This window comes from Pseudomonas gozinkensis, assembly GCF_014863585.1.
Taxonomy (GTDB): domain Bacteria; phylum Pseudomonadota; class Gammaproteobacteria; order Pseudomonadales; family Pseudomonadaceae; genus Aquipseudomonas; species Aquipseudomonas gozinkensis.
Genome location: NZ_CP062253.1, coordinates 4942112 through 4968746 on the forward strand (window position 1 = coordinate 4942112; position 26635 = coordinate 4968746).

General features: G+C 56.7%; 16 protein-coding genes. 7 read left to right on the top strand and 9 right to left on the bottom strand.

The window, feature by feature from the left end; genetic code table 11:
* Positions 1-38: 38 nt before the first annotated feature.
* Both aruF and IHQ43_RS21980 read right to left on the bottom strand, forming a co-directional pair.
* On the bottom strand, positions 39-1058 hold the full coding sequence (gene aruF / locus IHQ43_RS21975) for an arginine/ornithine succinyltransferase subunit alpha (protein ID WP_192562082.1): 1020 nt from the start codon (positions 1056-1058) through the stop codon (positions 39-41).
* Between the two features lie 205 nt (positions 1059-1263).
* Positions 1264-2484: an aspartate aminotransferase family protein gene (locus tag IHQ43_RS21980; protein WP_192562083.1), complete on the bottom strand. Its 1221-nt coding sequence runs from the start codon at positions 2482-2484 to the stop codon at positions 1264-1266.
* Between the two features lie 305 nt (positions 2485-2789).
* Here IHQ43_RS21980 and IHQ43_RS21985 point away from each other — a divergent pair, with 305 nt between their 5' ends.
* Positions 2790-10511, top strand: a complete 7722-nt coding sequence (locus IHQ43_RS21985) for a dermonecrotic toxin domain-containing protein (protein ID WP_192562084.1) — start codon at positions 2790-2792, stop codon at positions 10509-10511.
* Between the two features lie 55 nt (positions 10512-10566).
* Here IHQ43_RS21985 and argR read toward each other — a convergent pair whose 3' ends face one another.
* From argR to acs, 7 genes are all read right to left on the bottom strand, one after another.
* Positions 10567-11547 (bottom strand): transcriptional regulator ArgR, encoded by a 981-nt coding sequence (gene argR, locus IHQ43_RS21990; protein WP_085709719.1) that lies wholly within the window; start codon positions 11545-11547, stop codon positions 10567-10569.
* Positions 11548-11793: 246 nt separating this feature from the next.
* Positions 11794-12558 carry an ABC transporter ATP-binding protein gene (locus IHQ43_RS21995; RefSeq protein WP_003227281.1) on the bottom strand — a complete coding sequence of 255 codons (765 nt, stop codon included), beginning with the start codon at positions 12556-12558 and terminating at the stop codon, positions 11794-11796.
* 23 nt (positions 12559-12581) lie between these two features.
* On the bottom strand, positions 12582-13694 hold the full coding sequence (locus IHQ43_RS22000; RefSeq protein ID WP_192562085.1) for a succinylglutamate desuccinylase/aspartoacylase family protein: 1113 nt from the start codon (positions 13692-13694) through the stop codon (positions 12582-12584).
* Position 13695: 1 nt separating this feature from the next.
* Positions 13696-14394: an ABC transporter permease gene (locus tag IHQ43_RS22005; protein ID WP_192562086.1), complete on the bottom strand. Its 699-nt coding sequence runs from the start codon at positions 14392-14394 to the stop codon at positions 13696-13698.
* Positions 14391-15080, bottom strand: coding sequence for an ABC transporter permease (locus IHQ43_RS22010; RefSeq protein WP_007951063.1), 690 nt, complete (start codon positions 15078-15080; stop codon positions 14391-14393). Before IHQ43_RS22010 ends, IHQ43_RS22005 begins: the two co-directional genes overlap by 4 nt.
* 91 nt (positions 15081-15171) lie before the next feature.
* On the bottom strand, positions 15172-15945 hold the full coding sequence (locus tag IHQ43_RS22015; RefSeq protein WP_192562087.1) for an ABC transporter substrate-binding protein: 774 nt from the start codon (positions 15943-15945) through the stop codon (positions 15172-15174).
* A gap of 730 nt (positions 15946-16675) precedes the next feature.
* Positions 16676-18631, bottom strand: a complete 1956-nt coding sequence (acs, locus tag IHQ43_RS22020; protein ID WP_007951065.1) for an acetate--CoA ligase — start codon at positions 18629-18631, stop codon at positions 16676-16678.
* Between the two features lie 462 nt (positions 18632-19093).
* On the opposite strand from acs, the gene IHQ43_RS22025 reads away from it, so the two are divergent.
* The 6 genes from IHQ43_RS22025 (at position 19094) to IHQ43_RS22050 (ending at position 26623) form a co-directional block, all read left to right on the top strand.
* Complete coding sequence (locus tag IHQ43_RS22025) at positions 19094-19354, top strand: DUF2790 domain-containing protein (protein WP_011335542.1); 261 nt, start codon at positions 19094-19096, stop codon at positions 19352-19354.
* A gap of 555 nt (positions 19355-19909) precedes the next feature.
* On the top strand, positions 19910-21160 hold the full coding sequence (locus IHQ43_RS22030; protein WP_007951068.1) for a ribonucleotide-diphosphate reductase subunit beta: 1251 nt from the start codon (positions 19910-19912) through the stop codon (positions 21158-21160).
* A 101-nt stretch (positions 21161-21261) separates the two neighbouring features.
* Positions 21262-21894, top strand: coding sequence for a Cap15 family cyclic dinucleotide receptor domain-containing protein (locus IHQ43_RS22035; RefSeq protein ID WP_007963107.1), 633 nt, complete (start codon positions 21262-21264; stop codon positions 21892-21894).
* Positions 21894-23030 carry a nucleotidyltransferase family protein gene (locus IHQ43_RS22040; protein WP_192562088.1) on the top strand — a complete coding sequence of 379 codons (1137 nt, stop codon included), beginning with the start codon at positions 21894-21896 and terminating at the stop codon, positions 23028-23030. The genes IHQ43_RS22035 and IHQ43_RS22040 overlap by 1 nt, the downstream gene beginning before the upstream one ends.
* A gap of 429 nt (positions 23031-23459) precedes the next feature.
* Positions 23460-23993, top strand: coding sequence for a BRO-N domain-containing protein (locus IHQ43_RS22045; protein WP_192562089.1), 534 nt, complete (start codon positions 23460-23462; stop codon positions 23991-23993).
* 116 nt (positions 23994-24109) lie between these two features.
* Entirely contained in the window at positions 24110-26623 is a 2514-nt protein-coding gene (locus IHQ43_RS22050) for a P-loop NTPase fold protein (RefSeq protein WP_192562090.1), read from the top strand.
* The last annotated feature ends 12 nt before the right edge of the window (positions 26624-26635 follow it).

Consider the following 26635-nt stretch of genomic DNA (forward strand, 5'->3'; position numbering starts at 1 on the left):
ACGGGCCGCCGTGGCCACCCGTGAAACTCGCTAAGGCGTTAAACCGCCACCAGGCGCACGCTGGCACCTTCACCGACGCCAAGGGCTTCGGCTGCTTCCAGATCCAGGGTCACCGGTTTGCCCGGCGCGTAATCCAGCTCAAGCAATACCGCGCGGTAATCCTGCAACTGGGCATTGGCAACCAGATACTGGCGACCGGCACCTTTGACCGGCTCGCCGATCTTCACCGGCACCACACGACTCTGGGCGATCGAACGGATCCCCGAAACGCGCGCATGCAGGGTCGGGCCACCGTCGAAGATGTCGATGTAGTGATCGGTCTCGAAGCCTTCGCGCATCAGGATGTCGAAGGTGATCTGCGCACGCGGGTGCACCTGGCCCATCGCTTCCTGAGCGGAGTCCGGCAGCAACGGCACGTAGATCGGGTAATGCGGCATCAGCTCGGCGAGGAACGTGCGGCTTTTCAGGCCACACAGACGCTCGGCCTCGGCGTAGTTCAGGTCGAAGAAGTTACGGCCGATGGCATCCCAGAATGGCGAGTCGCCGTTTTCATCGCTGTAACCGACGATCTCGGTCACCACCGAGTCGGCAAAGCGCTCTGGGTGGCTGGCGACGAACAGCAGACGACCACGGGAATTGAGCTCGGACCATGGCGAACCCACCAGCTCGCGCAGCACATAAAAACTGGTCAGCAAGCTGTTGCCGGTCAGGTCGTGGCATTGCGAGAGCACGTGGATCTTGTTGTGGATCTTCAGCTCGCGGGAGGCGTGCACGAAGGTTTCGTTGCGAAAGCTGTAGAACGGCTCGGAATAACCGGCCGAAGCGACGATCGCCGAGCAGCCCACCAGTTTGCCGGTGGCGGTGTCTTCGAGGACGAAGAAATAACTTTCTTCACCGTTGAAGCTCACTTCGGCGGCAAACGAGGCTTCGCTCGCAGCGATCTTGTCGCTCAGGCGTTCCACGTCATCCGGCAAGGAAGTGACACCAATCGGGCTGTCCGCAGCCAGACGCTGTACCTCGCCCAGATCAGCCATTTGCGCGGGGCGCATCACCAGCATGGTGTCACTCCTTTCTCTTATAAATTCACAGAAAAAAACACCGGTCACTGTGGGAGCGAGCTTGCTCGCGAAAGCGGTGTATCAGTCAGCATAGATGGCGACTGAAACTCCCTTTTCGCGAGCAAGCTCGCTCCCACAATGAAACTTGCCCGGCATTAAAAATTGAGCTCGACGCCTGAAAAAACTCCAGACGCCGAAAGGTCTATCAGGCTTGAGTCAGTTTCGCCGCAGCACGTTCGAAGCGATCCAGACCGGCGTCGATGTCCGCGTCTTCAACCACCAGGCTCGGGGCGAAACGGATCACGTCCGGGCCGGCCTGCAGAATCATCAGGCCTTCTTGTTCAGCGGCGTTGAAGATGTCCTTGGCTTTGCCTTTCCAGGCATCGCTCAGCACGCAACCGATCAGCAGACCGAGACCACGCACCTGGGTGAACAGGCCGTATTTCTCGCCGATCTGTTGCAGGCGGGTCTTGAACTTGTCGTGCTTGGCGTTGACGCCGTTCAGCACTTCAGGGGTGTTGATCACGTCGATCACCGCTTCGGCCACGGCGCACGCCAGCGGGTTGCCGCCGTAAGTGGTGCCGTGAGTGCCGACGACCAGGTGCTTGGCCAGCGCCTCGGTGGTCAGCATAGCCGCGATCGGGAAACCGCCACCCAGGCTCTTGGCGCTGGTCAGGATGTCCGGGATCACGCCGTAATGCTGGTAGGCGAACAGGTTGCCGGTGCGGCCCATGCCGGTCTGCACTTCGTCGAACACCAGCAGCGCGTTGTTCGCGTCGCACAGTTCACGGGCGCCTTGCAGGTAAGCCAGTTCGGCCGGCAGAACACCGCCCTCGCCCTGGATCGGCTCCAGAACGACCGCGCAGGTCTTGTCCGAAACAGCAGCCTTCAGCGCCGCCAGATCGTTGTATGGCACGTGGGTGATGCCGGTGATTTTCGGGCCGAAACCGTCGGAGTACTTCGACTGGCCACCGACGTTCACAGTGAACAGGGTGCGGCCGTGGAAGCTGTTGAGCGCGGCGATGATTTCGTACTTCTCGGTGCCGAAACGGTCGAACGCGACGCGACGGGCCAGCTTGAAGGCGGCCTCGTTGGCTTCGGCGCCGGAGTTGCAGAAGAACACGCGCTCGGCAAAGGTGGCGTCGATCAGCTTGTGCGCCAGACGCAAGGCCGGCTCGTTGGTGAACACGTTGGACACGTGCCACAGCTTGTTCGCTTGCTCGGTCAAGGCACCAACCAGCGCCGGATGCGCGTGGCCCAATACGTTGACGGCGATGCCGCCGGCGAAGTCGATCAGCTCGCGGCCGGCCTGATCCCAGACGCGGGACCCGGCGCCACGCACCGGAATGAAAGCGGCAGGCGCGTAGTTGGGAACCATAACCTGGTCGAAATCGGCGCGTTGTACCGCAGCGTGCTCAACGGACATCGGAGTCTCCTGATGAGGGCCACTCGCCTGAAACTGGCGAGCGATGGGGGGATTGTAAGGACAGTTTTGTGCCCGGCCTTGCCGCCAAGCGACAACTTCTTATAGCGCAAACCCCGGATTTTCCCGGGTTTACGGCAATGCGACATATAGCGTCGCAAAGGCGCAGTTTAAACCGTCGACGACAATTGCAGCAGGCCTGAGAGGATATCAATTGAAGGCCACGGCAATGTCATATCTATATACCGCACCCCGCTCGGGACATTTTGATTTGCTTGGCTCATTTCCAGACGCCAAGGCGCAATCCCATGCAATCACCGACCGAACCACAACCGGACGTCATACCCGGCAATCCCCCCTCACATTATCAACCGCTGGTGGATGCAATCCCCGACTGGCTGGGCCAGGCCTCTGCCACCCGGCGCACGGCACTGAAGAACAACCGGCGCCCCGTGACCGACAGCATCAGGAAAGCCTCAGCGGCACAACACGATCAATTGCGTGCCGCGATTGCCGGGCACATGCAGGTACAAAACAGCGTCGACCAGCGGCTCGCGCAAGTGCAGGACGTCAGCGCTTATGCCGAACCCTTGCTCAAGGCGGTACTCAAGTCTCGATTCGGACTTGAGCTGGACGTGAAGGAAATCTTCCTGCGCCTCTACCTGCCTGCCAGCACTCCCATTTTCGGCATCAGGACAGGCGTGCGCAGCTGGACGGTTTCCCTGCTGGACGCGGCACTGCACAACTTCCAGAAGGACGAGGCCCGGCAGGACGCCTACGATCGCGACTCCGGTTTCATCACCCGACCGTCACAAACCGGTCAGTTCGAAACCCTGCCGCAGATCCGCGAAAAAATCAGCATCCCCGCCTTCATCAGCCTTTGCCGGGAACTGGATATCGGGGCTGGCTACAAGACCTACCTTGAGGACTGTCTGGGCATCTCCAACCCGGTCGTTGCCGCCCTCCTGCCCGACAGGCTCAAGGAGAGCCAGAAAACTGCCCTGAAAGCAGACCTGCAACTGGCACGAGTCAACGGAGACATTGGCGAGAACTGGCTGCGGCTGATCAACGGGATGCTCGACGGCATAGAAGGCATGCGCATCAATGGTCACACCTTGCGCTGCCAGGACCTGACGATGATGTCGGCCTCCCTCACCGGCATCGTGGTTTTCGCTGCGGATCTGGAGCAGGCACGCGTTGCACTCGGGGTGGTGGCCTACATACCGGGCGACCCGGAACACCCGATCAAGGAGTACGCCTCGAGTGCGGCCATGGAAAAGGAACTGGTCCGCCAGTTGCGTTCGCCGGAGTACCAGCACTTTTTCACCCAGTTTGTGGCCCATGAACAAAAGGGACATTTCCTGGCCGATCTGAACCAGCGCCTGAGTCAGGTGAAATGGCATGAGCCGGTGTCAGGCAGCCAACTGCCCCCCTGGCGTGAAGCGCCGATCGAAAAGCCAAAACTGCAAATGGCCGTATCGCCCATCACCGGCAACCTCTGGGAACACCTCTACCAACGCAAACTGAACAAGGTACTCAACGACGCCGCCACCCTGGCCGTCCCGACCGCCGACGCCGACCGAAAAGCGCGCTGGGCGCTCTGGGACTCCTTCGTCGACATTGCCTCCTCGATTCTCCAGATCGCCTCGTTTGTCGTGCTGCCCTTCGTGCCGTTCCTGGGCGAAATGATGATGGCTTACATCACCTACCAATTTCTCGACGAAGCCTTCGAAGGTATCGTCGACTGGGCCGAAGGAGCAATCACCGAGGCCGGCGAGCAATTGTTCAGCGCCCTCGAATCACTGGTCGAACTGGGAGCCTTCGGCATCGGCGGCGGCATCGCCATGACGGAGCTGCCCAAGGTCTTGCCGCCGAGCGTCGTCTCCTTCATCGATCGCTTCCGGCCCGTCAAACTGCGCAACGGTAAGACCCTGTACTGGAAACCCGACCTCAAACCCTACGAAAGCCCGATCGTACCGCCAGAACGCGCAGTGCCGGACAAGCAGGGACTGCACTGGCAGCAGGGCAAGAAACTGATGCCAATCGAGCAGAAACATTACGCGGTCAGCGATCACATCCATCCCGACAAGCTGCAGATCGAGCACCCGACCCGGACGGACGCCTACCGTCCTGTCGCGTTTCATAATGGCGAGGGCGCCTTCCATACCGAACTCGAACGACCGCTGGAGTGGGACACAGCAGCTGCCTTGCAGCGTGTGGGTCCGAGCATCGAGCCGTTTTCTCCCGCCCGTCGCGAGCGAATCCTCAAGGTCAGCGGCTGCCACGAAGAGGCCTTGCGCAAGATGCACGTCGATCGCGAGCGCGTACCACCGCTGCTGGCCGACACGATCCAGCGCTTTAAAATCGATCAGGATCTGCAGGGCTTCATCAGCCGGATGGCCAGTGACAGGGCTGAAGATTACCTTCATGCCGATCCGCTGATGCAACTCCAGCTTCTCAATGATCAAGGGCTGCTGCCGGACAACCGACGCCTGCGCCTGATTGACGGGCAGGGACAAATCCTCTGGCAATCCTCTGCCGATGAACAGTTGCCGCTGATTGACCTTCACCAGGATCGTCTGGCCGACGGCGACCTGCTCAAGACCTTGCTGCAATCCCTCGGCGAACGAGACATCAACACACTGCTGGCGGAAGAGTTCGGCCAGATGATCGCCCTGGACGTTCGCACTCGCAGGCTGAGAAACCGGATCGCTCAGATCGCAACCTCGCGCCGTACCGCATTGTTCGAGGCACGCTACCAGGCGCTTCAGCATCGCGAAGAGCCGCTGACGAAAAAGGTTGCCGGGCACGAACCGCACCTGCCCGCCAGGATCACTGAAGAATTGCTGCACACCGCCACTGGCACCGAATTGCTGGCAATCGACGCCGGAGAGTGGCCGGAGCGCCAACAGAGCCTTGCCGCCCAGGCCACCCACGAACTGCGCATAACCCGCGCCTATGAAGGATTGGAGCTGGATTCGGTGCGCAACCCGGATACCGATACGCTGGCGTTGCACAGCCTGAAAAAACTGCCGGGCTGGTCGGGGGACGTGCGGTTCGAAGTCCGGGCCGGATCACCCGAAGGGCCGCTGCTGGACAGCACCGGTGCGCCATCAGCCGCCATCCAGAAAGTGCTGGTACGCAGAATGGATGGCACCTGGCAGCCTTTCGACCATCAAGGAATGGAATTGCACGCCCCCACCGATTTCTACACCAGCGTGCTGCAGGCATTGCCGGACGCACAACGGCAGGCCCTGAACCTGCAGATCGGGGAAGGCGCAAAACTCAGGCAGGCCATTCGTGACAACCCTGTGGATCGCGGCGACCTGCGCCTGGCGATTGCCGACGAGGCCATACAGCCGCTGGTCGTCGATACGCTGCGACTGGTCGGCGCACAAGGCTATGCCCGAGAGACCCCGCAAAGCCCGCGCACGCTGGAAAACCGCATCAGGCAGGTTTATCCAGGCATGGCGGACGACGATATGCAGAGCATGACGCTCCACCTTCGAAACCACCCTGATGGCCCGCTGACTGAACTGTCGCGCCTTCAGCTCGAATACGCGCAACTGGACAGCGACCTGAATAACTGGGCGCTCAATGTCCCGCGAGTCGATCCGGCTACACGTCTCGCCCTTTCACCGATCCAGAAGACAGCCATCCAGCGCGACCGCCAACAGTTCGCCCATGCATTGCGTCGCTGCTGGCGCAGGGAAACACCGGAGCCGAGTGGATTCCGACTGCAGTTTGCAGAGCCGCTGATGGGTGAACTGCCGGTCTTGAGCGCGAACTTCGACCATGTCACCAACCTGGATCTGAAAGGCACCGACAGCGGTGGCGGGATCGACCGATTCCTGCAAGGTTTCACACGCTTGCGGCGACTGGCATTGAATCAATTCGACCTGGATGACCTGCCACAGTCCATCACGGCCATGACCTCGTTGCGGCAACTGCGGCTGCGCCATTGCGGGATAACCCTGACACCGCAAAACCAGTTGCTGCTGTCATCGCTCAATGAGCTGACATCACTCGACCTGCAGGGCAATCCCCTGGGCATCACGATGGACGTCAATGCCCTGCCGACACTGCATCACCTCAATCTGACCGACACCGGAATATCCGAACTGCCCCACGGCCTGCTGGCTCACCCACGCATCAAAAGTGCCTGGCTTGCCGACAACCGGATCGCTGCACTTCCCGATGCCGTGTTCGAGTTTTCCCCGGGCACTACCGCTGGATACGACTTTTCCGGTAATCCGTTCTCCAACGCCACGCGAGAACAGATAAAGGTCTACTTCAAACGGACAGGCAACGACATGGGCGTGCGTGCGGAGCAATCCGATATTGATCGGACCAAGGCACTGTTCACCGACCTCAATGATCGCCTGGCGAGCGAGCTGATCTACCAACTGCCGGGCTCGCTTGTTCAGGGACGGATACAACTGGCTCGCTGGGAAACCGAAATTGTACGGATGACCGCCGACCTGGCTGCGTGGGTCCGGGACATTCCAGACCGCCATCCGCATAACGGGGAACTGTTCAGCCTCGAGGAGCGACTCGCCGAACACACGGCGCGAGAAGCATTTGCCGGGCGCCTTGAACGGCTCTGGCGCCACCGTTCGACAGCTCATCCACTGACGAGAGCGGACGTGTTTACAGCGCAACCGACATTCGTTGGTGACATGCCGGTAGTCAATGCAGACCTCAACCACATCACCACTCTGTCGATGACCGGCAAGAAGGACATCAGTGGCGTCCCTGCATTTCTGCGCACCTTTCCACGGCTGACCCATCTGATTCTTCAAGACTTCGCACTTGAGGGAGTGTCCCAGGCCCTTGCACAGCAACATGCCCTCACCACACTGACCCTGAAGAATTGCGGTCTGGTTTACACCGCCGAGACGCAAGCGGCGCTGGCAACCATGCCCGCTCTGGAACTGCTGGAGTTGCCTGACAACCCCCTGGGCAGCACGCCCGACCTGAGCGAGCTGGGCGAACTGACTTACCTCGACCTGTCCAATACCGACATTGCTGAAGTGCCGGTCGGCATGGCAGGCCATCCAAAGCTGAAAACCGCCATCGTCAGCGAAAACCGGATCAGCGAAATTCCCGACGTCTTTTTCTCGCTCCCGGCGCGGGCCAGCGAAGGATTCGACTTTTCCGCCAATCCGTTGAGCGCCGAGACGCGGGAAAAAATCAAGACCTACTCCCGCGAGTACGGCCCGGACTTTGGCGTACTCGCCGACAAGACGGACATCGACGCCACCAAGGCGCTGTTTCCTGGCCTGGACGACGAAGACGCCAGCGAAGTGTTCTATGGCTTGCCAGGCGATATCGAGCACGGCCGCTCGCAACTCAGGCACTGGCAAGCGGAGATCGAACAATTGTCATCGGATCTTGCGCACTGGATCAACGCAACGCCGGCCACGCATCCGGTCACCGGTGAGCGGATGAGCCCGATGCAAATGTTCGTGGAACACACGCATCGAAAGGCATTTGCCCAGCAACTCGAACGCCTGTGGCGTGCGAGAACGACGCAAGCCCCGCGGCTAAGGACCGACACCCTGATCATGGACGTCGCGCTCATCGGTGATCTGCCTGCTCTGTCGACCAACTTCAGTCACATCACCGAGCTTTCATTCAGCGGCAATACCGCCTTGAACGGCATGGATACCTTCCTCGACTCGTTCACCGGGTTACGGCATCTGGAACTGCATGACTTCAACTTCACACAATTTCCCGCCGCCTGCGAACGCATGCCCGCGTTGCAGCGCCTGATCATCGAAAACTGCGCATTGACGCTGACCCCGCAAACACAGGCCAGCCTTTCTTCCCTGAGCCGATTGCAGTATCTGAATCTGAGCCGCAACCCATTGGGCGCTCCACCATCGCTTTCGGGCATGACGGCACTGGTTCACTTGCGAATGGTCGACACGGCCATCACCCGCCTGCCGGACGACCTGCTCGACCACCCGCGACTGGTCGCCGCCAACCTGGACAAAAACCTGATCAGCGAGCTGCCCGATGCCGTGTTCAACATCCCGCCGCAACAACCTGCGCAACTGAGTTTTACCGACAACCCGTTGAGCGAGGCCACCCTCGAACGCATCAAAGTCTGCTATCAACTGAAACGGCAGAACTTCGGGGTTTTCATGCCTCGTGAAGACCTTGACCGGACCCAGTCGCTCTTTCCGACCCTGGATCGCGAGGACGCCAATCGCGTGCTGTACCTGTTGCCGGGCACCCTTGAGGAAGGCCGGGCGCAGATCGGGAACTGGGAGATGGAGTGGCAGCGACTTGACGAAGACCTCACCTCTTGGGTTGCCGATATACCCGAGCGCTTTCCGGCCACCGGTGAGTTAATCAGTGAAGATCTGCGATTGGCAGAACAGACTGATCGCGAGACGTTTCGCCGGGAAATCGAAGCCTTCTGGCGTGAACGGTCAGAGGAACAGCCCGAGGCCAGGTCACAGACGCTGAACCTGAATATTCCATTTGTCGGTGATCTGCCGCCGATACGCGCAGACTTCAGCCATGTCTTGAGCCTGTCACTCAATGGCAACACGCAACTGCGAGTCAACGAACACTTCCTCCAGTGCTTCAGCGGCCTGAAGGGCCTGGAGTTACGCGATCTGGCCTTGGGGCAATTCCCGCGCGCGATCACCGGGATGCCTGCGCTTGAAGAGCTGGTGCTGAGCAATTGCGCACTGGTCCTGGACAGTGAAGGCCAGACGGCCCTTTCGGCACTGACCCGGCTCACCAGCCTGGATCTCTACCGCAACCCGTTGGGCCGCTCGCCCAATCTGCGAAACATGGCGGCACTCGAGTACCTGGATCTGGCGAGCACCGGGATCAGCGAACTGCCCGAAGGGCTGTTGGAGTTGCCGGCCATTGAAACCATCGTGCTCAACAACAATCACATCACCGAGATTCCACAGGCCGTCTTCGAACTGCCGGCGTCAGCAGGGGCTGGTTACGACTTTGGTGACAATCCTCTGAGCGCCGCCACTCGCGAGCACGTCAAGAACTACTATCGCCGGACCGAGGAAGACCTCGGCGTATTGGCCGAGCCGGCGGATATCGCCCGCGCCCGGACACTGTATCCCACTCTGGATGATGAACAGGCCAGCGCGTTCATCTACCGCCTGGACGGCACACTGGTGGATGGCCGAACCGAATTGACACGGCTGGAGCTTGAGCTCGAAACCCTGCGGGGAGATCTGGTCGCGTGGGAAGCCGACATCCCCGGACACCCGGTAACAGGCTTGCCGTTGAACGCGGATCAACGCCTGCATGAGGAACAAAACAGGGCAGCCTTCTCGGAGACCTTGTTGACGTGCTGGCGCCAGATACCGGTGGAGGGTGCGAACGCGGCAGACCATCAACTCACGTCGACGCTTTCAATCATGGGCGAGCTGCCGACCTTGCGTGCCGACTTCAGCCATGTGTCGGACCTTTACCTGGTCAACAGTGCGGACCATTGGCCACGCGTCGGCCGTTTTCTGGAAGCATTTCCCGGCCTTGAACATGTCGACATCCGGGGTTATGACCTGAGCACTGTGCCCGAGGCCATCTTCAGGATGAATCGACTGACCACACTGAGTCTGCCCGCCTGCCGTATCACGCTGACTGCGCGTGAAGTGAACGGGCTGGCCGGGCTGCATTCGCTTGAGCTCCTGCATTTGCAGGACAACCCCCTGAAACTGGCTCCCGACCTGAGCAATCTGCAGCACCTGAGCGATCTCGACCTGAGTACCACCGGCATCAGCGAAATTCCCAGGGGTGTGCTCGGAAATCACAACTGGATGGAAATCGACCTTTCAGGCAACGAAATCATCGAAGTCCCGGACGAACTGCAGGATGTGCCGGCCTACGTCGGCGACCGCTACGACTTGCGCGGCAATCCTTTCTCCCCCGAGGCAATGAACCGCATTCGGGCGTACTACCAGGAAACGGGCCATACGCTGAACGTCGACAACGTGGTCGGACAGCAGGCTCCCGTGACTCGTCCCGGTGTCGCCATAGAGGATTGAAAGCGCTGGAAACGACAACGCCATGGAATCGGATTTCATGGCGTTGGTTTATCGGTTATCCGCGCTCGGGTGGCACCGATGACAACTCGAACGGGCTGCTGCTGCGCCGCTGGTTGCGGTCTTCCCGTGGCGTGGCGCCGAAGAAGTTGCGATAGGCGCTGGAGAAATGCGGCCCAGAAGAGAAACCGCAGGACAGGCCGATCTGGATGATCGACTTGCTAGTCTGCATCAACATCTGCCGGGCCTTGTTCAAGCGCAGTTCCAGGTAGTACTGGCTCGGCACGCGGTTGAGGTATTGCTTGAAGATCCGCTCCAGCTGGCGACGGGACACGCACACGTGCTGGGCGATTTCGTCGGTGGTCAGCGGTTCTTCGATATTGGCTTCCATCAGCAGTACGGCTTGCGTGAGTTTCGGATGGCTGGAACCAAGACGGTTCTGCAACGGGATGCGCTGACGCTCGCCGCCTTCGCGGATGCGTTCGACCACCAGTTCTTCGGAAACCGCGCCAGCCAGTTCCGCACCGTGATCACGGGCCAGCACCGCCAGCAGCAAATCGAGCACCGACATGCCACCGCACGCGGTCAGGCGATCGCGATCCCAGTCGAACAGATGGCTGGTGGCGATGACTTTCGGGAAGCGCTCGGCGAAATCGTCCTGCCAGCGCCAATGCACCGCGGCGCGGTAGCCGTCGAGCAGACCGAGTTGCGCCAGCGGATAAACACCGGCCGACAGACCGCCAATCACACAACCGGCACGCACCAGTTGCTTGAGCGCACTGCTGAGTGCCGGCGCCAAAGTCGTCGGTGGCTCATCGGCGAGCAGGAACAGTTTCTGGAAGTTTTCGAGTTTGCCGGCCCAGGGTTCGCCGGGCAGTTGCCATTCACCTTCGGTCGGTGCTTCGGCCTGCAGGAACGACAACTCGTAAACCACGTCCGGATGCACACGCTGGGCAACACGCAAGGCCTCCTCTGCCAGCGCCAAAGTCAGAGCTTTAGTGCTGGGCCAAATCAGGAAACCAATTCGATGGGCAGTCATGGGCGGGCGATCCGAAGCGAATAACGGTGATGAAGGCAAGGGCCAATGCTAGCCCGAAAATGAACACAAATCGCGAAACCAGCAAAGATCAATTGTGGGAGCTGGCTTGCCAGCGATAGCGGTGTGTCTGTCCCAGAAATGCAATCTGGCAGGACGCCATCGCTGGCAAGCCAGCTCCCACAGGAATCGAGAACGGCCTCTAGGCTGCGAAGCATGCACTATCTCGGTGCACAACGGCAGCCCCGATTACTTGAGGCTGCCCGAGAGGAATTGTTGCAAACGTTCCGATTGCGGATTGACCAGCACTTCACGCGGGTTGCCGCTTTCTTCGACGACACCTTTGTGCAGGAACACCAACTGGTTCGACACTTCACGGGCGAAGCCCATTTCGTGGGTCACCACCACCATGGTGCGGCCTTCCTGAGCGAGGGCCTGCATGACTTTCAGCACGTCGCCGACCAGTTCCGGGTCGAGGGCCGAAGTCGGCTCGTCGAACAGCATCACCTCAGGTTCCATCGCCAGCGCACGGGCGATCGCCACACGTTGCTGCTCGCCACCGGACATGTGCCCCGGGAACGCATCCTTACGATGAGCCACGCCGACCTTGTTCAGGTAGTGCTCGGCTTTCTCGCGGGCTTCGGCCTTGGACACGCCCAGCACGTGAACCGGCGCTTCCATGATGTTTTCCAGCGCGGTCATGTGCGACCACAGGTTGAAGTGCTGGAACACCATCGACAGGCGCGAACGCATGCGTTGCAGCTGTTTCGGATCAGCGGCTTTCAGCGCGCCGTCCTTGTTCGCCACCAGTTTCAGCTCTTCGTTGTTGAGCAGGATCTTGCCCGCGTGCGGCTGCTCGAGCAGGTTGATGCAGCGCAGGAAAGTACTTTTGCCGGAGCCACTGGAGCCGATGATGCTGATCACATCGCCGGCGGCCGCTTTCAGGGAAACGCCCTTGAGCACTTCGTGACTGCCATAGCGTTTATGCAGGTCTTGGACTTCAAGTTTGTACATGCGGTCGGTTCTCACAAAAACAGTCAGTCGTTGAGCAAAGGGCCGTCGCGCAGCGCATCGCGCCCCGCCACTTTGGCCAGCCAGAAACCGGGTTGGGCGTAACGCAGCCGCTCAATGGCAAACAGCACCCCGGACGTACCAGCACACACCGTGCTGACCCGATCCGACAGCGGATCGATCACTTCGAAAATCTTGTCACCGGCTTCAACCCACTCGCCGGGCTTGCGCAGAAAACTCACCACGCCCGGATGCGGCGGCAGGAGCAGTTCAGTGCCCTCGAACGGCATGCCTTCGCACGGTTCGTGCGCCGCGCTCGGCCACTCGCCACGAATCAGGCCCTGCTCGGCGAGGAACGCCAGAATGCCTTCTGCCCAAGCCTCGGCCTGCGCAGGCGTGGTGTCGGCCTGACCACCCAGTTCAACGGTGGTCGCCAGGCACGCCAGTGGAATCTGCGCGTCCGGGAACAGGCGCGACAGACGCAGCCACGGCAACGAGCAGGCTTCGTCGAACGAACTGCCGCCGGAATCTTCCGCCAGCAGACCGACCTTCACGTCCAGGTGCGCGGCGAGCGAACGCCACTGCGGCCAGTGCTGCGGCAAGGCGTACATGTGCAGCGCGGCTTCGCAGTCGCAATGCAGATCCAGCACCACATCGGCGGTGGCGGCATGTTGCAGCAGGATGCGCTGCATGCCTTGCAACTGGCTGCTGGCCTCGGGCAATGCGGCCAGGTGATCGGCCATCGCCTGACGGATCAGACGGATGTTGGCGTGCGGATCATCACCGAGTTGGCCCTCGAGCTTTGCGGCCACCGGGGCGCTGAGCTCGACGAAATCACGGTTGAAATTCTTGCCGCTGCCGGCCTCGAAACGGCCCTGATGGTTGCCTTGCAGCAACTGACCGAGACCCAGCGGGTTGGCCACCGGCACCAATTCGATGACGCCGTTGAGCAGGCCCTTGGCTTCGAGTTCGCCGAGGCGTTTTTTCAGCTCCCAGGCGGTGCGCATGCCGGGCAGTTCGTCAGCGTGCAGGCTGGCCTGGATGTAGGCCTTGCGCTCGCCGCTACCGAAGCGGAAAACCGAAATCCGGCGTTCGCTGCCCAGGTGACTCCACGGCAGAATGTGGTCGATGCGTTCCATATCAGTGCTTCCTCGGGGCCAGGTAGCTCAGCCAGCGACGCTCGGCCAGCTTGAACAGGCGCACCAGAATGAAGGTCAGGCACAGGTAGAACACGCCAGCGGTGATGTACGCCTCGAACGGCAGGTAGAACTGCGCGTTGACGGTACGGGCCGCACCAGTAATGTCGATCAGGGTCACGATGGACGCCAGACTGGTGGTCTGCAGCATCATGATCACTTCGTTGCTGTACTGCGGCAGCGCCCGGCGCAGGGCCGATGGCAGCAGGATGCGCTTGTACATCTTGAAGCGCGACATGCCCATGGCCTTGGCCGCTTCGATCTCGCCATTCGGCGTGGCCTTCAGGCTGCCGGCGATGATTTCGGCGGTGTAGGCGCTGGTGTTGATCGTGAACGCCAGGCACGCACAGAACGTTGCGCTGGACAGCCACGGCCAGAGGAAGCTTTCACGCACGGCTTCGAACTGGGCCAGACCGTAGTAGATCAGGAACAGTTGAACCAGCATCGGCGTACCGCGAATCACGTAGGTGTAGAGCCAGGCTGCGCCGTTGACCACAGCGTTCTTGGATACGCGCATCAGCCCCAGCGGCAGGGCCGCGAGCAGACCGAAGAACAGCGACAGCGCGAGCAACTTGAGGGTGGTGACCAGACCGCCGAGGTATAGCGGCAGGGCCTCCCAAATGACGTTGTAGTCGAAGATCATAGATCAGCCGCCCTTACGCCTACCGAGTAGCGCTTCTCAAGGTGACGCAGCGCCAGCAACGAGACACTGGTGATCACCAGGTACATCGCCGCCACTGCGAGGAAGAAGGTGAAAGGCTCGCGGGTGGCGTCGGCCGCCTGCTTGGCCTTGAACATCATGTCTTGCAGACCGACCACGGAAATCAGCGCGGTGGCCTTGGTCAACACCAGCCAGTTGTTGGTGAAGCCCGGAATCGCCAGACGGATCATCTGCGGCACCAGCACCCGGAAGAACACCTGAAAGCTGCTCATGCCGTACGCCATGCCCGCTTCGGCCTGACCTTTGGGGATCGCCATGAACGCGCCGCGGAAGGTTTCCGACAGGTACGCACCGAAGATGAAACCGAGGGTGCCGATACCGGCGGCCAGCGGGTTCAGGTCGATGTAGTCGTCATAGCCGAGCATCGGTGCGACGCGGTTGAGCAAATCCTGACCGCCGTAGAAGATCAGCAGGATCAGCACCAGGTCGGGAATCCCGCGAATCACCGTGGAATACAGATCGCCCAGCCACGCCAGCCAGCGCACCGGCGACAGGCGCAACGCGACGCCGATCAGCCCGAGAACGATGGCCAGGGCCATGGACGACAAGGCGAGCTGAAGCGTCAGCCAAGCGCCATCGAGGATGACAGCCCCGTAGCCTTTCAACATGATTCAGGTCCTCGAAAGTTGGGATGAAAAAATGGCGCAAACCGCAGAGATCCTGTTGCTTGCGCCATTTCGGACGGGTCGAGCGACGTCTTTACTTGCCGTAAATGTCGAAGTCGAAGTACTTGTCCTGGATTGCCTTGTACTTGCCGTTCTCGCGGATGGCCGCGATGGCGGTGTTGATCTTGTCTTTCAGGGCGTCGCCCTTGCGTACTGCGATGCCTACGCCGTCGCCGAAGTATTTGACGTCGGTGAACGCCGGGCCGACGAACGCGAAGCCTTTGCCGGCGTCGGTTTTCAGGAAGCCGTCATTCAACAGCGTAGCGTCCGCCACGGTGCCGTCGAGGCGGCCGGCGGCCACGTCGAGGTAGATTTCGTTCTGCGAACCGTATGGCTTGATCTCGGCACCCAGCGGGGCCAGGACTTCGCGGGCGAAACGCTCGTGGATCGAACCACGCTGTACGCCGATGTTCTTGCCCTTGAGCTCGGTCAGGCCTTCGCTGACAGCGGTGCCTTCTTTCATGACCAGGCGAGCCGGGGTGTTGTAGTACTTGTTGGTGAAGTCCACGGACTTCTTGCGGTCTTCAGTGATCGACATGGACGACAGGATCGCGTCGATCTTGCGCACTTTCAGTGCCGGGATCAGACCGTCGAACTCTTGCTCGACCCACTGGCACTTGACCTTCATTTCTTCGCACAGCGCGTTGCCGATGTCGTAGTCGAAACCGACGATGCTGCCGTCCGGCGCTTTGGAAGCAAATGGAGGGTAAGCCGCTTCGATACCGATTTTCAGAGGCTTTTCATCGGCGAATGTCGGCAGGGACAGCACGGACAGTGCCAGGGCGCCAAGCAGCACAAGTTTCTTCATCTTGGGACTCCATCGGTAAAGGGCAAAAACGGCAGAGTGAGCGACAGCCCAATATGCGAATGGGTGAAACAGAAAAGCGGTGCTGCATCCGTGGGAAATTTCCCATTGAAACCGTCAGCGATTTCAACACGAGCCACGACGAGCGAGTGATCGGCATTCTAACGACAGGCCCGAAGCCGATATTTCTTCAATGCGACAACTAATTACAGATGCACCGAGAAACCCGCTTGAGCACATTGACAGCCCTGCAATTTCATGCAAGAGCGAAAGACAGTGAACCGATCTATGCTGCAAATTGCGGGCCTATTATTCGCAAACCCTTCTAATCCGGCAAGCGCGGGGTTATGTCTTATTTTTCACCGGGGGTTTTGAGGCCCGAAAACGGGGCAATGCGTTTCCGGACGCCCCGTTGCGGAGCAGGCGGTTACACATTCAGTTACTTGAAGGCGGACGAGTAACAGTGGGAAGTGCCTGACGGATCAATTCGATAATTATTGGCTGCGGGTTTTGTGTTCCATCAAAGGATGTCAGCTTTGCATGACAAACCGCTTTCGCTGGCAAGCCAGCTCCCACACGACCTCGGCTTTGCTGAAATTATCTGACCACAACAATCCCTGTGGGAGCTGGCTTGCCAGCGAAGGGGCCAGCACTAACACCCCATAAACCACAGACAAAAAAGCCCCGCCCGGCGCAATGCCGGGCGGGGCTTATCAGCCTTCAGACCCGCCGCTTACGCGACGTTCATGGTCTTGTGCGTGTCGATCAGATGCTGCACCACACCCGGATCGGCCAGGGTGGAGATGTCGCCCAGGCCTTCATACTCGGCGGTCGCGATCTTGCGCAGAATGCGGCGCATGATCTTGCCCGAACGGGTCTTCGGCAGCCCCGGCGCCCACTGGATCACGTCCGGCGAAGCGATCGGCCCGATCTCTTTGCGCACCCAGTTCTTCAGTTCCAGGCGCAATTGCTCGCTCGGCTCTTCGCCATTCTTCAGGGTGACGTAGACATAAATGCCCTGCCCCTTGATGTCGTGCGGCACACCGACCACCGCCGCTTCGGCGACTTTCGGGTGAGCGACCATCGCACTTTCGATCTCGGCGGTACCCATGCGGTGGCCGGACACGTTGAGCACGTCGTCCACGCGACCGGTGATCCAGTAGTAACCATCGGCATCGCGACGGGCGCCGTCACCGGTGAAGTACATGCCACGGAAGGTCTTGAAGTAGGTGTCGACGAAACGGTCGTGATCGCCGTACAGGGTGCGCGCCTGACCTGGCCACGAATCGAGAATCACCAGATTGCCCTCGGCCTCGCCCTCGATGATGTTGCCGAGGTTGTCCACCAGCGCCGGGACCACACCGAAGAACGGACGCGCGGCCGAACCCGGTTTCAGCGCATGGGCGCCCGGCAGCGGGCTCATCATGTTGCCGCCGGTTTCGGTCTGCCACCAGGTGTCGACGATCGGGCAACGGGACTTGCCGACGTTCTTGTAGTACCAGTCCCAGGCTTCCGGGTTGATCGGCTCGCCGACCGAACCGAGCAGACGCAGGCTGCTGCCGTCCGCGCCCTCAACAGCGGCGGTGCCGGAGGCCATCATCGCGCGGATCGCGGTCGGCGCGGTGTAGAGGATGTTGACCTTGTGCTTGTCGACGATCTTCGCCACCCGGGTGATGTCCGGATAGTTCGGCACGCCTTCGAACAGCAGCGTTGTCGCGCCGTTGGCCAGCGGGCCGTAAACAATGTAGGAGTGACCGGTGACCCAGCCCACGTCGGCGGTGCACCAGTAGATTTCGCCCGGACGGTAGTCGAACACGCGCTCGTGAGTCATGGCCGCGTACAACAGATAGCCGCCGGTGGTGTGCTGCACGCCCTTCGGCTTGCCGGTGGAGCCGGAGGTATAAAGGATGAACAGCGCTTCTTCGGCGCCCATCTCTTTCGGCGCGCAGACGGTGCCTGCCACTTTCATCAGGTCTTCGTACCAGATGTCGCGATGCTGGTTCCACTTGATGTCGCCGCCGGTGCGCTTGCACACGATGACTTTCTGGATGCTGCTGGTTTCCGGGTTGGTCAGCGCGTCGTCGACGTTGGCCTTGAGGGAAATCTTCTTGCCGGCACGGATGCCTTCGTCAGCGGTGATCACCACTTTCGAGCGGCAGTCGATGATGCGACCGGCCAGGGCTTCCGGCGAGAAACCGCCGAACACCACCGAGTGAATCGCGCCGATCCGGGTACAGGCCAGCATGGCGACCACGGCTTCGGGAATCATCGGCATATAGATGGTCACCACGTCGCCGCGGTGCACGTCCTGGCCACGCAGGGCGTTGGCGAGTTTGCACACTTGCTCGTGCAGTTCGCGGTAGGTGATGTTGCGGCTTTCGGAAGGATCGTCGCCTTCCCAGATGATGGCGACCTGATCGCCGCGCTCGGCCAGATGACGGTCGAGGCAGTTGTAGGAAACGTTCAGGGTGCCGTCGGCAAACCATTTGATGTCGACATGGTGATCGTCGAACGAAGTCTGTTTCACCGTGGTGAAAGGTTTGATCCAGTCGAGGCGCTTGGCTTGTTCGCGCCAGAAGCCGTCAGGGTTGACGACCGACTGTTGGTACATGGCTTTGTAGGTCGCCTCGTCGGTCAGCGTATTGGCCAGAACCTCGGGACGAACGGGATACAGGGAAGCCGCACTCATCTTTCCTACCTCGGTGTAATAGTTGTTTTTGTATGACCCTGTTGTAGCCGGGGCGCCCGTATAGAACCATTCGACGATGGTAGTAACAAGCCCCTACAAAACATCCAGATACCCCAAACGCAAGCCTTGCGCCCTCGCTCCAAACACCGCAAATCCCTGTGGGAGCTGGCTTGCCAGCGATTCAGGCGACGCGGTCTTTCAGGAAAACCAAAGCACTACCAACACAATATCCATCGATTGTTACCAAATCTGCCAAAGGTGTTTATCAAAACCGGGTCTGTTTACCCCTACCCCGCCTCCCTAGAATTCACCTCGCCGACAAGGCAAAGCGATTAACAACGTTACAGCCCCCACGAAGGCCGTTAATCCAGCTCTGAAGTAACAAACCCAAACGATGAAGTTCCACACGCAACCCCAAAAAGGTTGCGTGACCCCACTCGACCTCAAGAAGGTAAATTTCAAATGAAAGCTTTATTGGTTCTGGCCCTCAGCAGTCTGTGCGCAACCGCCATGGCAGACGAGGTCCCGACTGATGTCGCACAGCAACAACCGGCCATCGAGGAATACACTTACTCCACTCACCTGGACATCGCCAAAGTTGTTTCCATGAGCGAAGTTCCGAATGTCTGCGAAGTTGTTCCGGCGAAAATGGAATACGACGACTCCAAGGGGCAGCGCCACATCCTGCGTTACAGCATCATGGGCAACGGCTGCACCAATTGATGGTTTGAGACTGCACCGAATCGGATCGCTCAGCGCTTCATTGAGGGTCGATTCCAGCCCGGCTTCGGTCGGGCTCAGTTGTGTTTGAAGTCACGTAAAAGGGTTGCAAAACACAAGATATAGTGAAAAACGCGTTTTTTTGCTCGTTTTTTGAGCAATCAATCACACGCAGAAAAATTAATGAAAAAAAATTCTCCGGGGCCAATCCCGGCGAAAGCCCTGTAAACCCTCGCTCCGATCGAAATCACCCCAGCGCTCGACCGCCCTGCGCTGTTTCGCCCTCCCCCACGCCGGTGTTTTTTTCCCTATAATGCCGCCCTAATCGGGTCAGCAATATTCCCTTACAGGGATCAAAGCCATTCTGAAGCCCCGCAGCAGCGACAACGCTGACCTGCGCCCGTCAGAGGCTCTCGGAAACCCGTAAAAATTTTCTGTTTATTGCCTGCGTAGCACCGCTGCAAAAAACGACATCCAACGCGGCCTGTACGGCCGTGTGAAAAACCAACCAATCAGTTTTCACACGGGCACAGGCCCTCACGCAGGAGACGACACGTCATGCTGAGCTGGGACGAATTCGACAAAGAAGACAGTGAAGTAGCAGCAGTGAAAGGCGCCAACGCCGGCCACGCTAGCGAAGCCAACATGGACCGCCTCGACAGCGCCGGCGGTGCCGCCGCCCTCGAAGCCCGCGCCGTGACCGCCGAAGACTCGGCCGCCGTGGCCCGCGCCAAGGCTGCACTGGATTCCCTCGACGTTGCCGAAGGCCTCGCCGAACTCGAAGGCTCCGCCGCCCGTGTCGCCGTTGACGAAAAGCGCATGATCAACTGCCGCGCCGACCTCAACCAGCTCGTGCCATTCAAGTACGACTGGGCCTGGCAGAAATACCTGGACGGCTGCGCAAACCACTGGATGCCGCAAGAAGTCAACATGACCGCCGACATCGCCCTCTGGAAAAACCCGGAAGGCCTGACCGACGACGAGCGCCGCATCGTGATGCGCAACCTCGGCTTCTTCTCCACCGCCGACTCCCTGGTTGCCAACAACCTGGCCCTGGCCGTGTACCGCCTGATCACCAACCCGGAATGCCGCCAGTACATCCTGCGCCAGGCGTTCGAAGAGGCGATCCACACCCACGCCTACCAGTACTGCATCGAATCGCTGGGCATGGATGAAGGCGAGATCTTCAACATGTACCACGAGATCCCGTCGGTCGCGAAAAAAGCCGCCTGGGGCCTGAAATACACCCGCGCCATCTCCGATCCGGAATTCAACACCGGCACCGTTGAGACCGACAAAGAACTGCTGCGCAACCTGATCGCCTACTACTGCGTTCTGGAAGGCATCTTCTTCTACTGCGGCTTCACCCAGATCCTCTCCATGGGCCGCCGCAACAAAATGACCGGCGTCGCCGAGCAGTTCCAGTACATCCTGCGCGACGAATCCATGCACCTGAACTTCGGCATCGACGTGATCAACCAGATCAAAATCGAAAACCCACACCTGTGGGACGCCGAAATGAAGGAAGAAGCTTCGCAGATGATTCTGCAGGGCACTCAGCTGGAAATCGAATACGCCCGTGACACCATGCCTCGCGGCGTACTGGGCATGAACGCAGCGATGATGGAGGACTACCTGAAGTTCATCGCTAACCGTCGTCTGTCGCAGATCGGCCTTAAAGAAGAATATCCAGGGACGACTAACCCGTTCCCTTGGATGAGCGAGATTATGGACTTGAAGAAAGAGAAGAATTTCTTTGAGACTCGGGTTATTGAGTATCAGACTGGTGGGGCGTTGAGCTGGGACTAAATAGCTAAAAATTATATACCCGACAAGGACGTTGGGCATATCGCGAGCTTTCGGCTGGGGCAATCTCAGGGCACGCTGTATCGTTTATAGGGAACTTAATCATGCCTGAAAACCATGAGTACTCTGTCTTAGGTGGGCCTAATCGCTCAAAGATTGGCCACACAATAAGCATTATTGCCGCAGGCATTTCGTCACTAACAGTAACTCTATTCCTTGCAGCTATAAATATCGCTAAAAGCCTAGGCTGGGCACAAAACATACCCAATCTAATATTATGGCCAGTGAGCGCAGGCATCATCTATGCGGGCATATACTGGTTGTTTGAGAAATACGTTTGGAAACTTCCATTCGTATCAAAGCTTCTCCGCGTCCCTGATCTAAGTGGCAAATGGATTTGCGAGGGTCAGTCCCTAAACCCTGATAAATCACACGCAGCCTCCTGGAAAGGAGAAGTCACCATAATTCAAAGCTGGGATCGCCTGCGAGTCAGATTAAAAACAGAACAGTCAGGCTCTAATAGCATTGCCGCCGCCCTTGTTAGTGACGATGCTGACGGTTTTAGACTGCTCTACAACTACAAAAATGATCCTAACCAAAAAGAAAAAGACTTAGTAAGCCATCGCGGCTGCGCCGAACTACTTTTTGACCACAACTTAAAAACTGCTGAAGGCGAATATTTCAACGGTCACGGCAGATACACCTTTGGAACAATGAAGCTTAGGAGGTCGAACTGATGGCGAGAAACATACAGAACCGGCTTAGCAGTTTGCGCTCTCGAAGAAACGGCACTGAAGGTCTTAACCGTGTAAGTGCATTTGATACTGCTCAAATTATCGCCAACAGCCTGAACTCAGAAAAATACGAAAAAAGAACAGAAAAGCCTTATACACGCTATGCAATAGGCTCGATGCAAGAAGTTGACGAGCAGTACACAAAAATCAGTATTGCAGAGGCGGAGCGCGTAGGTAAGCAACTAAACACCGGATTAACAGAACTTGGATTCTCAGTAGCTTTCAGACTTCAAGGCTCAGTTCCATGCAACATCCACATCAGAGGGGTTAGTGATGTTGACCTCCTGGTTCTTGACGAAGATTTTTTCACATACGACAGAACTGGCCAAAACAGTAGGCTTGGTCTTTATAACAATCCAATCTCATACACCCCGCTATCGGCACTACAGCTACTTAGAAAAAATTCTGAAAACATACTAATAAAACAATTTCCTGCCGTAACCGTAGATACGACGGGAGGAAAAGCAATTACTCTAAGCGGCGGCTCTTTGAGACGACCCGTTGATGTCGTCCCTTCCCACTGGCACAACACGCACGACTATCAAACGACAAACAAAGAGTCAGACAGAGCAATTTACGTCCTCGACAACAAAGTACCTACAACAATATTCAACAAGCCATTCAAACACATCGAAAAAATCACATATAAAGACGCTTTAACTCTCGGGGGACTGAAAAAATCCATTCGGCTTTGCAAGCACATAAAAGCTGACGCAGCAAAGGAAGGAACCAATATCACCCTTCCTAGCTTTGACATAGCGGCAGCATTATGGCATGCGGACTCTTCAGCTCTAATCGCCGGCTTTACAAATGAGCTAGCGATACTTCTTGAGACAAAGCGACATCTAACATTCCTTCATAACAATAGATTTCATACCCAAACACTTCGAACACCTGACGACACCCGACTGATTTTTGACACCGAGTCAAAGCTTAAAGGTCTGGAGCTTTTGCTCAGCGAAGTCAACGACCTAGCCATAGAGGTCGCAAAAGAACAGAATCTATCGCTTTTGCGTGGCGCATATAGTTGGGACAAAATAGATGAAACATTACGAAACACAAGAATACCTACGCTCTAACTAGACAGGCTGCGATAGATTGAAAATCGAGGCTTTGAGCGATGATTAATCGTCTTTTTCTGTAGGCTATTTCGGCTTCTTCCACGCGACCTTGACCCGGCGTCATCAACCTCATAACGTGCTGTATCCGGCGCCTAAGAAACGCCTCAAGTAGCGGCCTGACCGCTCCCGAAAGATGCGGCTTTTTTGCGCTTAAGGTATTCTCCTGCGCGCAAAAAATCTTTGCTATGTCGGGAGTGGGCGAATACAAGACCCGAAAGGGGAATATGTCCGGCCTTCTACTTGGGGTTTCTTAACTCCCGGCGCCTTAGCCCTAAGAAAGCTATCAAGTAGAGGTAATGGATATGCCTACGTATTTCCCCTTCTCAACGAAGGAAATCGCCTACAGTTTTACTGCTGAAATTATGCTTCCTGCGCAGGAGGCTGATCATGTCTGATACGCACAATTCTACAGTCTTCACCCGCCACAATCTCCACCTACACTCCCTTCTACTCGAAAACCAAACATGGTTCTGCGCTCGCGATATCGGTCGTTTAATGGGCGTCCATCTCAGTGATCGCATGATCAAAAAACTGGACAACGATCAGCACCGCTTGCTGAGGATTGAGTATTACCGACAACCTGAAAAACAGTTGATGCTCAGCGAATCCGGTGTGTATGCGCTGTTGGTGTATCACTACATCCCTGAGAATCGTTTGCTACGAGAGTGTTTGACCAATCAGGTGGTGCCAGCCCTGCGCGATGCTGAACCCTCGGATAGGTTTGATCGCCCAACGTTGAGCCTGTTGAACTGGTCGGAGATGTCGTTGAGTCTGCTGCATTGGCAGGATGAAGGTTGGATTCGTCTGCGGGATATGCCGTATCTGCTGGAAGGTCAGACTCAACGGCGAGAAACGATGGCTAAGCCTTGGTGGCGAAAAGTCGCGCAGGCGCTTCAGTCGTCGAAGCATTCACTCGGTTAGGAAATGCGCTTGTAGGATCTATCGCGAGATTCGTCGCTATTTTTTGTGGGAATTTTCGTAGACATCCGTAATGGCCACTCAGTATCGTCCGAGGGTCCACAACCCTCGGCGATTCTATGGAAACGGAAAAGAGCAACAGCGACTGGAACGACTCGGAGATTGACGCAGCGGTCGATGCTTATATCAGCATGTTGTCACGCGAGCAGACTGGCCAAAAGTTCGTTAAAACTGAAGAGAATCGAATCCTTCGCGAAGGTGCCTTAATCGGGCGAACAAAAGGATCGGTTGAGTTTCGGATGCAAAATATTTCTGCGGTTCTTGAAGAGTTGGGATTGCCGCGCATCAATGGCTACAAACCAGCGAAAAACGTGGGAAACCATATCAGAGATCGAATTCTTGCACGACTTACTGAAAAAAATTTAATCCCCCAAAGTTCTAAACCATCAGATTATTCAAGAGAAACGTTGTTCCATAGTGATGATCCATGGGCGGTCGGACTGGAAGACAAAATTGGTGTCGTAGATGAAGCAAAAGCGATGGCTACACTTGCCATTCGTACAGAGGACCCTCCATTAGCAATCGGAGTCTTGGGCGACTGGGGGACGGGCAAATCATTTTTCATGAGACTTGTTTATCAGCAAATCCAAAGAGACTCTAAAGATACCGTTCTAATAAAATTTAACGCTTGGCACTTTGTCGATACAAATCTTTGGGCCAGCCTTGTTGATCATATCTTCACAGAACTCGATCAATGGGTTCGAAAAAACGAAATAGAAGGAGAGAGCCGGCTCTCCTCACAGAAGCTATTTGAGAATCTGTCAACTGCACAAGAATTGGCAGTGGAGTCTGCGGAAAAACTGGTTCTCTGCCGTCAAGCACAAAGCATCGCTACTAAGAGATTAGCAGAGGCAAGAGATAACAATAATGCATTCTGGCAATCCATTACCGAAACTCTAAAAAAGCAGGTTGATTTTGAAAAAGTTAAATCCGCGGCAAAAACCCTTGGCTTAGAAAAATTATACGAGGACACTTTTCAACTAAAAAAAACCATTGACGCCTTCAACAACGAGCGAACACGAACAAAAGCCATTAGAGAAGGACTATTACATCGCATAGCTAGCTGGCAAGCTATCCTGATAGGACTGACCATCATCCTAATTCTACCGCCGGCGTTTTCGAAAGCGTTTGAACTAATAAGTGAGACATTCAAAGCCAATATAAGTATTTTTACCAAAGAGATACTTACACTCAGCACTACAATCACCGGAATAACTGCTGGAATTGCATTTCTAACTAAACATATTCGCTCAGCAGTAAACCAGATATCCGGCTTCCGAACGACACTAGAAAAAGTGATTGACGCTCAAGAAAAATCAAAATCTAAAACACTTTCGAAGTTAGCAACAGATGTCGAAGAAGCTCAGAACCTACTAACTGTAGCTACGGAAAAAGTGGCCGCAGCCACACACGACTTTGACGCAGGTACGGGTCGAGGAAGAATGTTAAGTTTCATTCGCGAACGAGCTAATGATGGACATTATGCAAGCCATCTAGGGCTCGTAGCAGCTATTAGAAAAGACTTTGAGGAACTATCCCGCGGGCTAAAAACTGATTCAAATCAATCCAAAATGCCGATTCTCGATGGAAAATTAAAAAAGCGAATACTGGACTTAATTGACGATCCAAAAAGCCAGCTAAAATCGGCAGATAAAGAAAAGCTCGAATCCATGCTGAAAGTCAGTTCAGTGACGGAGACACAAAAATTCAAGAGAATAGTCCTTTTTATTGACGACTTGGATCGCTGCCCACCAACCAAAGTAGTAGAGATACTTCAAGCAGTTCATTTACTACTAGGATTCCCATTATTTATCGTTTTCGTCGCTGCAGATGTGCGGTGGGTCAATCGAGCTCTAACCAAGCATTATCCTGACCTCCTGGATGAACAACATGCCGAAAGCTTTAACAAAAAAATCGGCGCAACCGCTCATGATTATCTCGAAAAAATATTCCAAATTCCTTATTGGGTAAGACCAATGAGCGCAAATTCTAGCGCCGCATTATTAGAATCTAGGATTCAGAATTTCAATACAGACACAACTTCACTCTCCACATCCCCTATAACATCTGACGAGGCTATTACCAACAATACCGCAGATTCTACAGAAGACTTTAGCGACAACAGCAAAGAAAAAACACAGAACAACAGGCTAATATTTAGTAACGACGAGCGAACGTTTCTAAGTCAGCTAGCGCCGTTTGCTGGAAATTCTCCACGCAGAGTACTTCGCTTCATTAACACTTATCGGATAATAAAGATCAGTTTATCTGATGAAGAAAATGAAGCACTTGAGCAAAGATACTTTCGAGAGCTTTTGTTAAGCCTAGCAATAAGCATTGGAACCCCAGAGGCATTCAATAGCTGGTCGCAGTTCATACAGAGTGGCCCAACCAACACGGATCTTAGAACCCTGCTCAAAAAATCTGACTTACAACCTTGGCACCGTCTTTCCTCTTCAAACACAACGCTTCAAGGAGCGGTCCAAACTTACCTCCGCACGAACACATCTGGAAGCATACAAGACACTATTGAGGCTTCAAAACTAGTAAAACGTTATAGCTTTATTGGATAATCTGCGCCCGTT

Coding starts and splice junctions, on each gene's coding strand:
- aruF (WP_192562082.1), bottom strand. CDS start 1,058: ATGCTGGTGATGCGCCCCGCGCAAATGGCTGATCTGGGCGAGGTACAG.
- IHQ43_RS21980 (WP_192562083.1), bottom strand. CDS start 2,484: ATGTCCGTTGAGCACGCTGCGGTACAACGCGCCGATTTCGACCAGGTT.
- IHQ43_RS21985 (WP_192562084.1), top strand. CDS start 2,790: ATGCAATCACCGACCGAACCACAACCGGACGTCATACCCGGCAATCCC.
- argR (WP_085709719.1), bottom strand. CDS start 11,547: ATGACTGCCCATCGAATTGGTTTCCTGATTTGGCCCAGCACTAAAGCT.
- IHQ43_RS21995 (WP_003227281.1), bottom strand. CDS start 12,558: ATGTACAAACTTGAAGTCCAAGACCTGCATAAACGCTATGGCAGTCAC.
- IHQ43_RS22000 (WP_192562085.1), bottom strand. CDS start 13,694: ATGGAACGCATCGACCACATTCTGCCGTGGAGTCACCTGGGCAGCGAA.
- IHQ43_RS22005 (WP_192562086.1), bottom strand. CDS start 14,394: ATGATCTTCGACTACAACGTCATTTGGGAGGCCCTGCCGCTATACCTC.
- IHQ43_RS22010 (WP_007951063.1), bottom strand. CDS start 15,080: ATGTTGAAAGGCTACGGGGCTGTCATCCTCGATGGCGCTTGGCTGACG.
- IHQ43_RS22015 (WP_192562087.1), bottom strand. CDS start 15,945: ATGAAGAAACTTGTGCTGCTTGGCGCCCTGGCACTGTCCGTGCTGTCC.
- acs (WP_007951065.1), bottom strand. CDS start 18,631: ATGAGTGCGGCTTCCCTGTATCCCGTTCGTCCCGAGGTTCTGGCCAAT.
- IHQ43_RS22025 (WP_011335542.1), top strand. CDS start 19,094: ATGAAAGCTTTATTGGTTCTGGCCCTCAGCAGTCTGTGCGCAACCGCC.
- IHQ43_RS22030 (WP_007951068.1), top strand. CDS start 19,910: ATGCTGAGCTGGGACGAATTCGACAAAGAAGACAGTGAAGTAGCAGCA.
- IHQ43_RS22035 (WP_007963107.1), top strand. CDS start 21,262: ATGCCTGAAAACCATGAGTACTCTGTCTTAGGTGGGCCTAATCGCTCA.
- IHQ43_RS22040 (WP_192562088.1), top strand. CDS start 21,894: ATGGCGAGAAACATACAGAACCGGCTTAGCAGTTTGCGCTCTCGAAGA.
- IHQ43_RS22045 (WP_192562089.1), top strand. CDS start 23,460: ATGTCTGATACGCACAATTCTACAGTCTTCACCCGCCACAATCTCCAC.
- IHQ43_RS22050 (WP_192562090.1), top strand. CDS start 24,110: ATGGAAACGGAAAAGAGCAACAGCGACTGGAACGACTCGGAGATTGAC.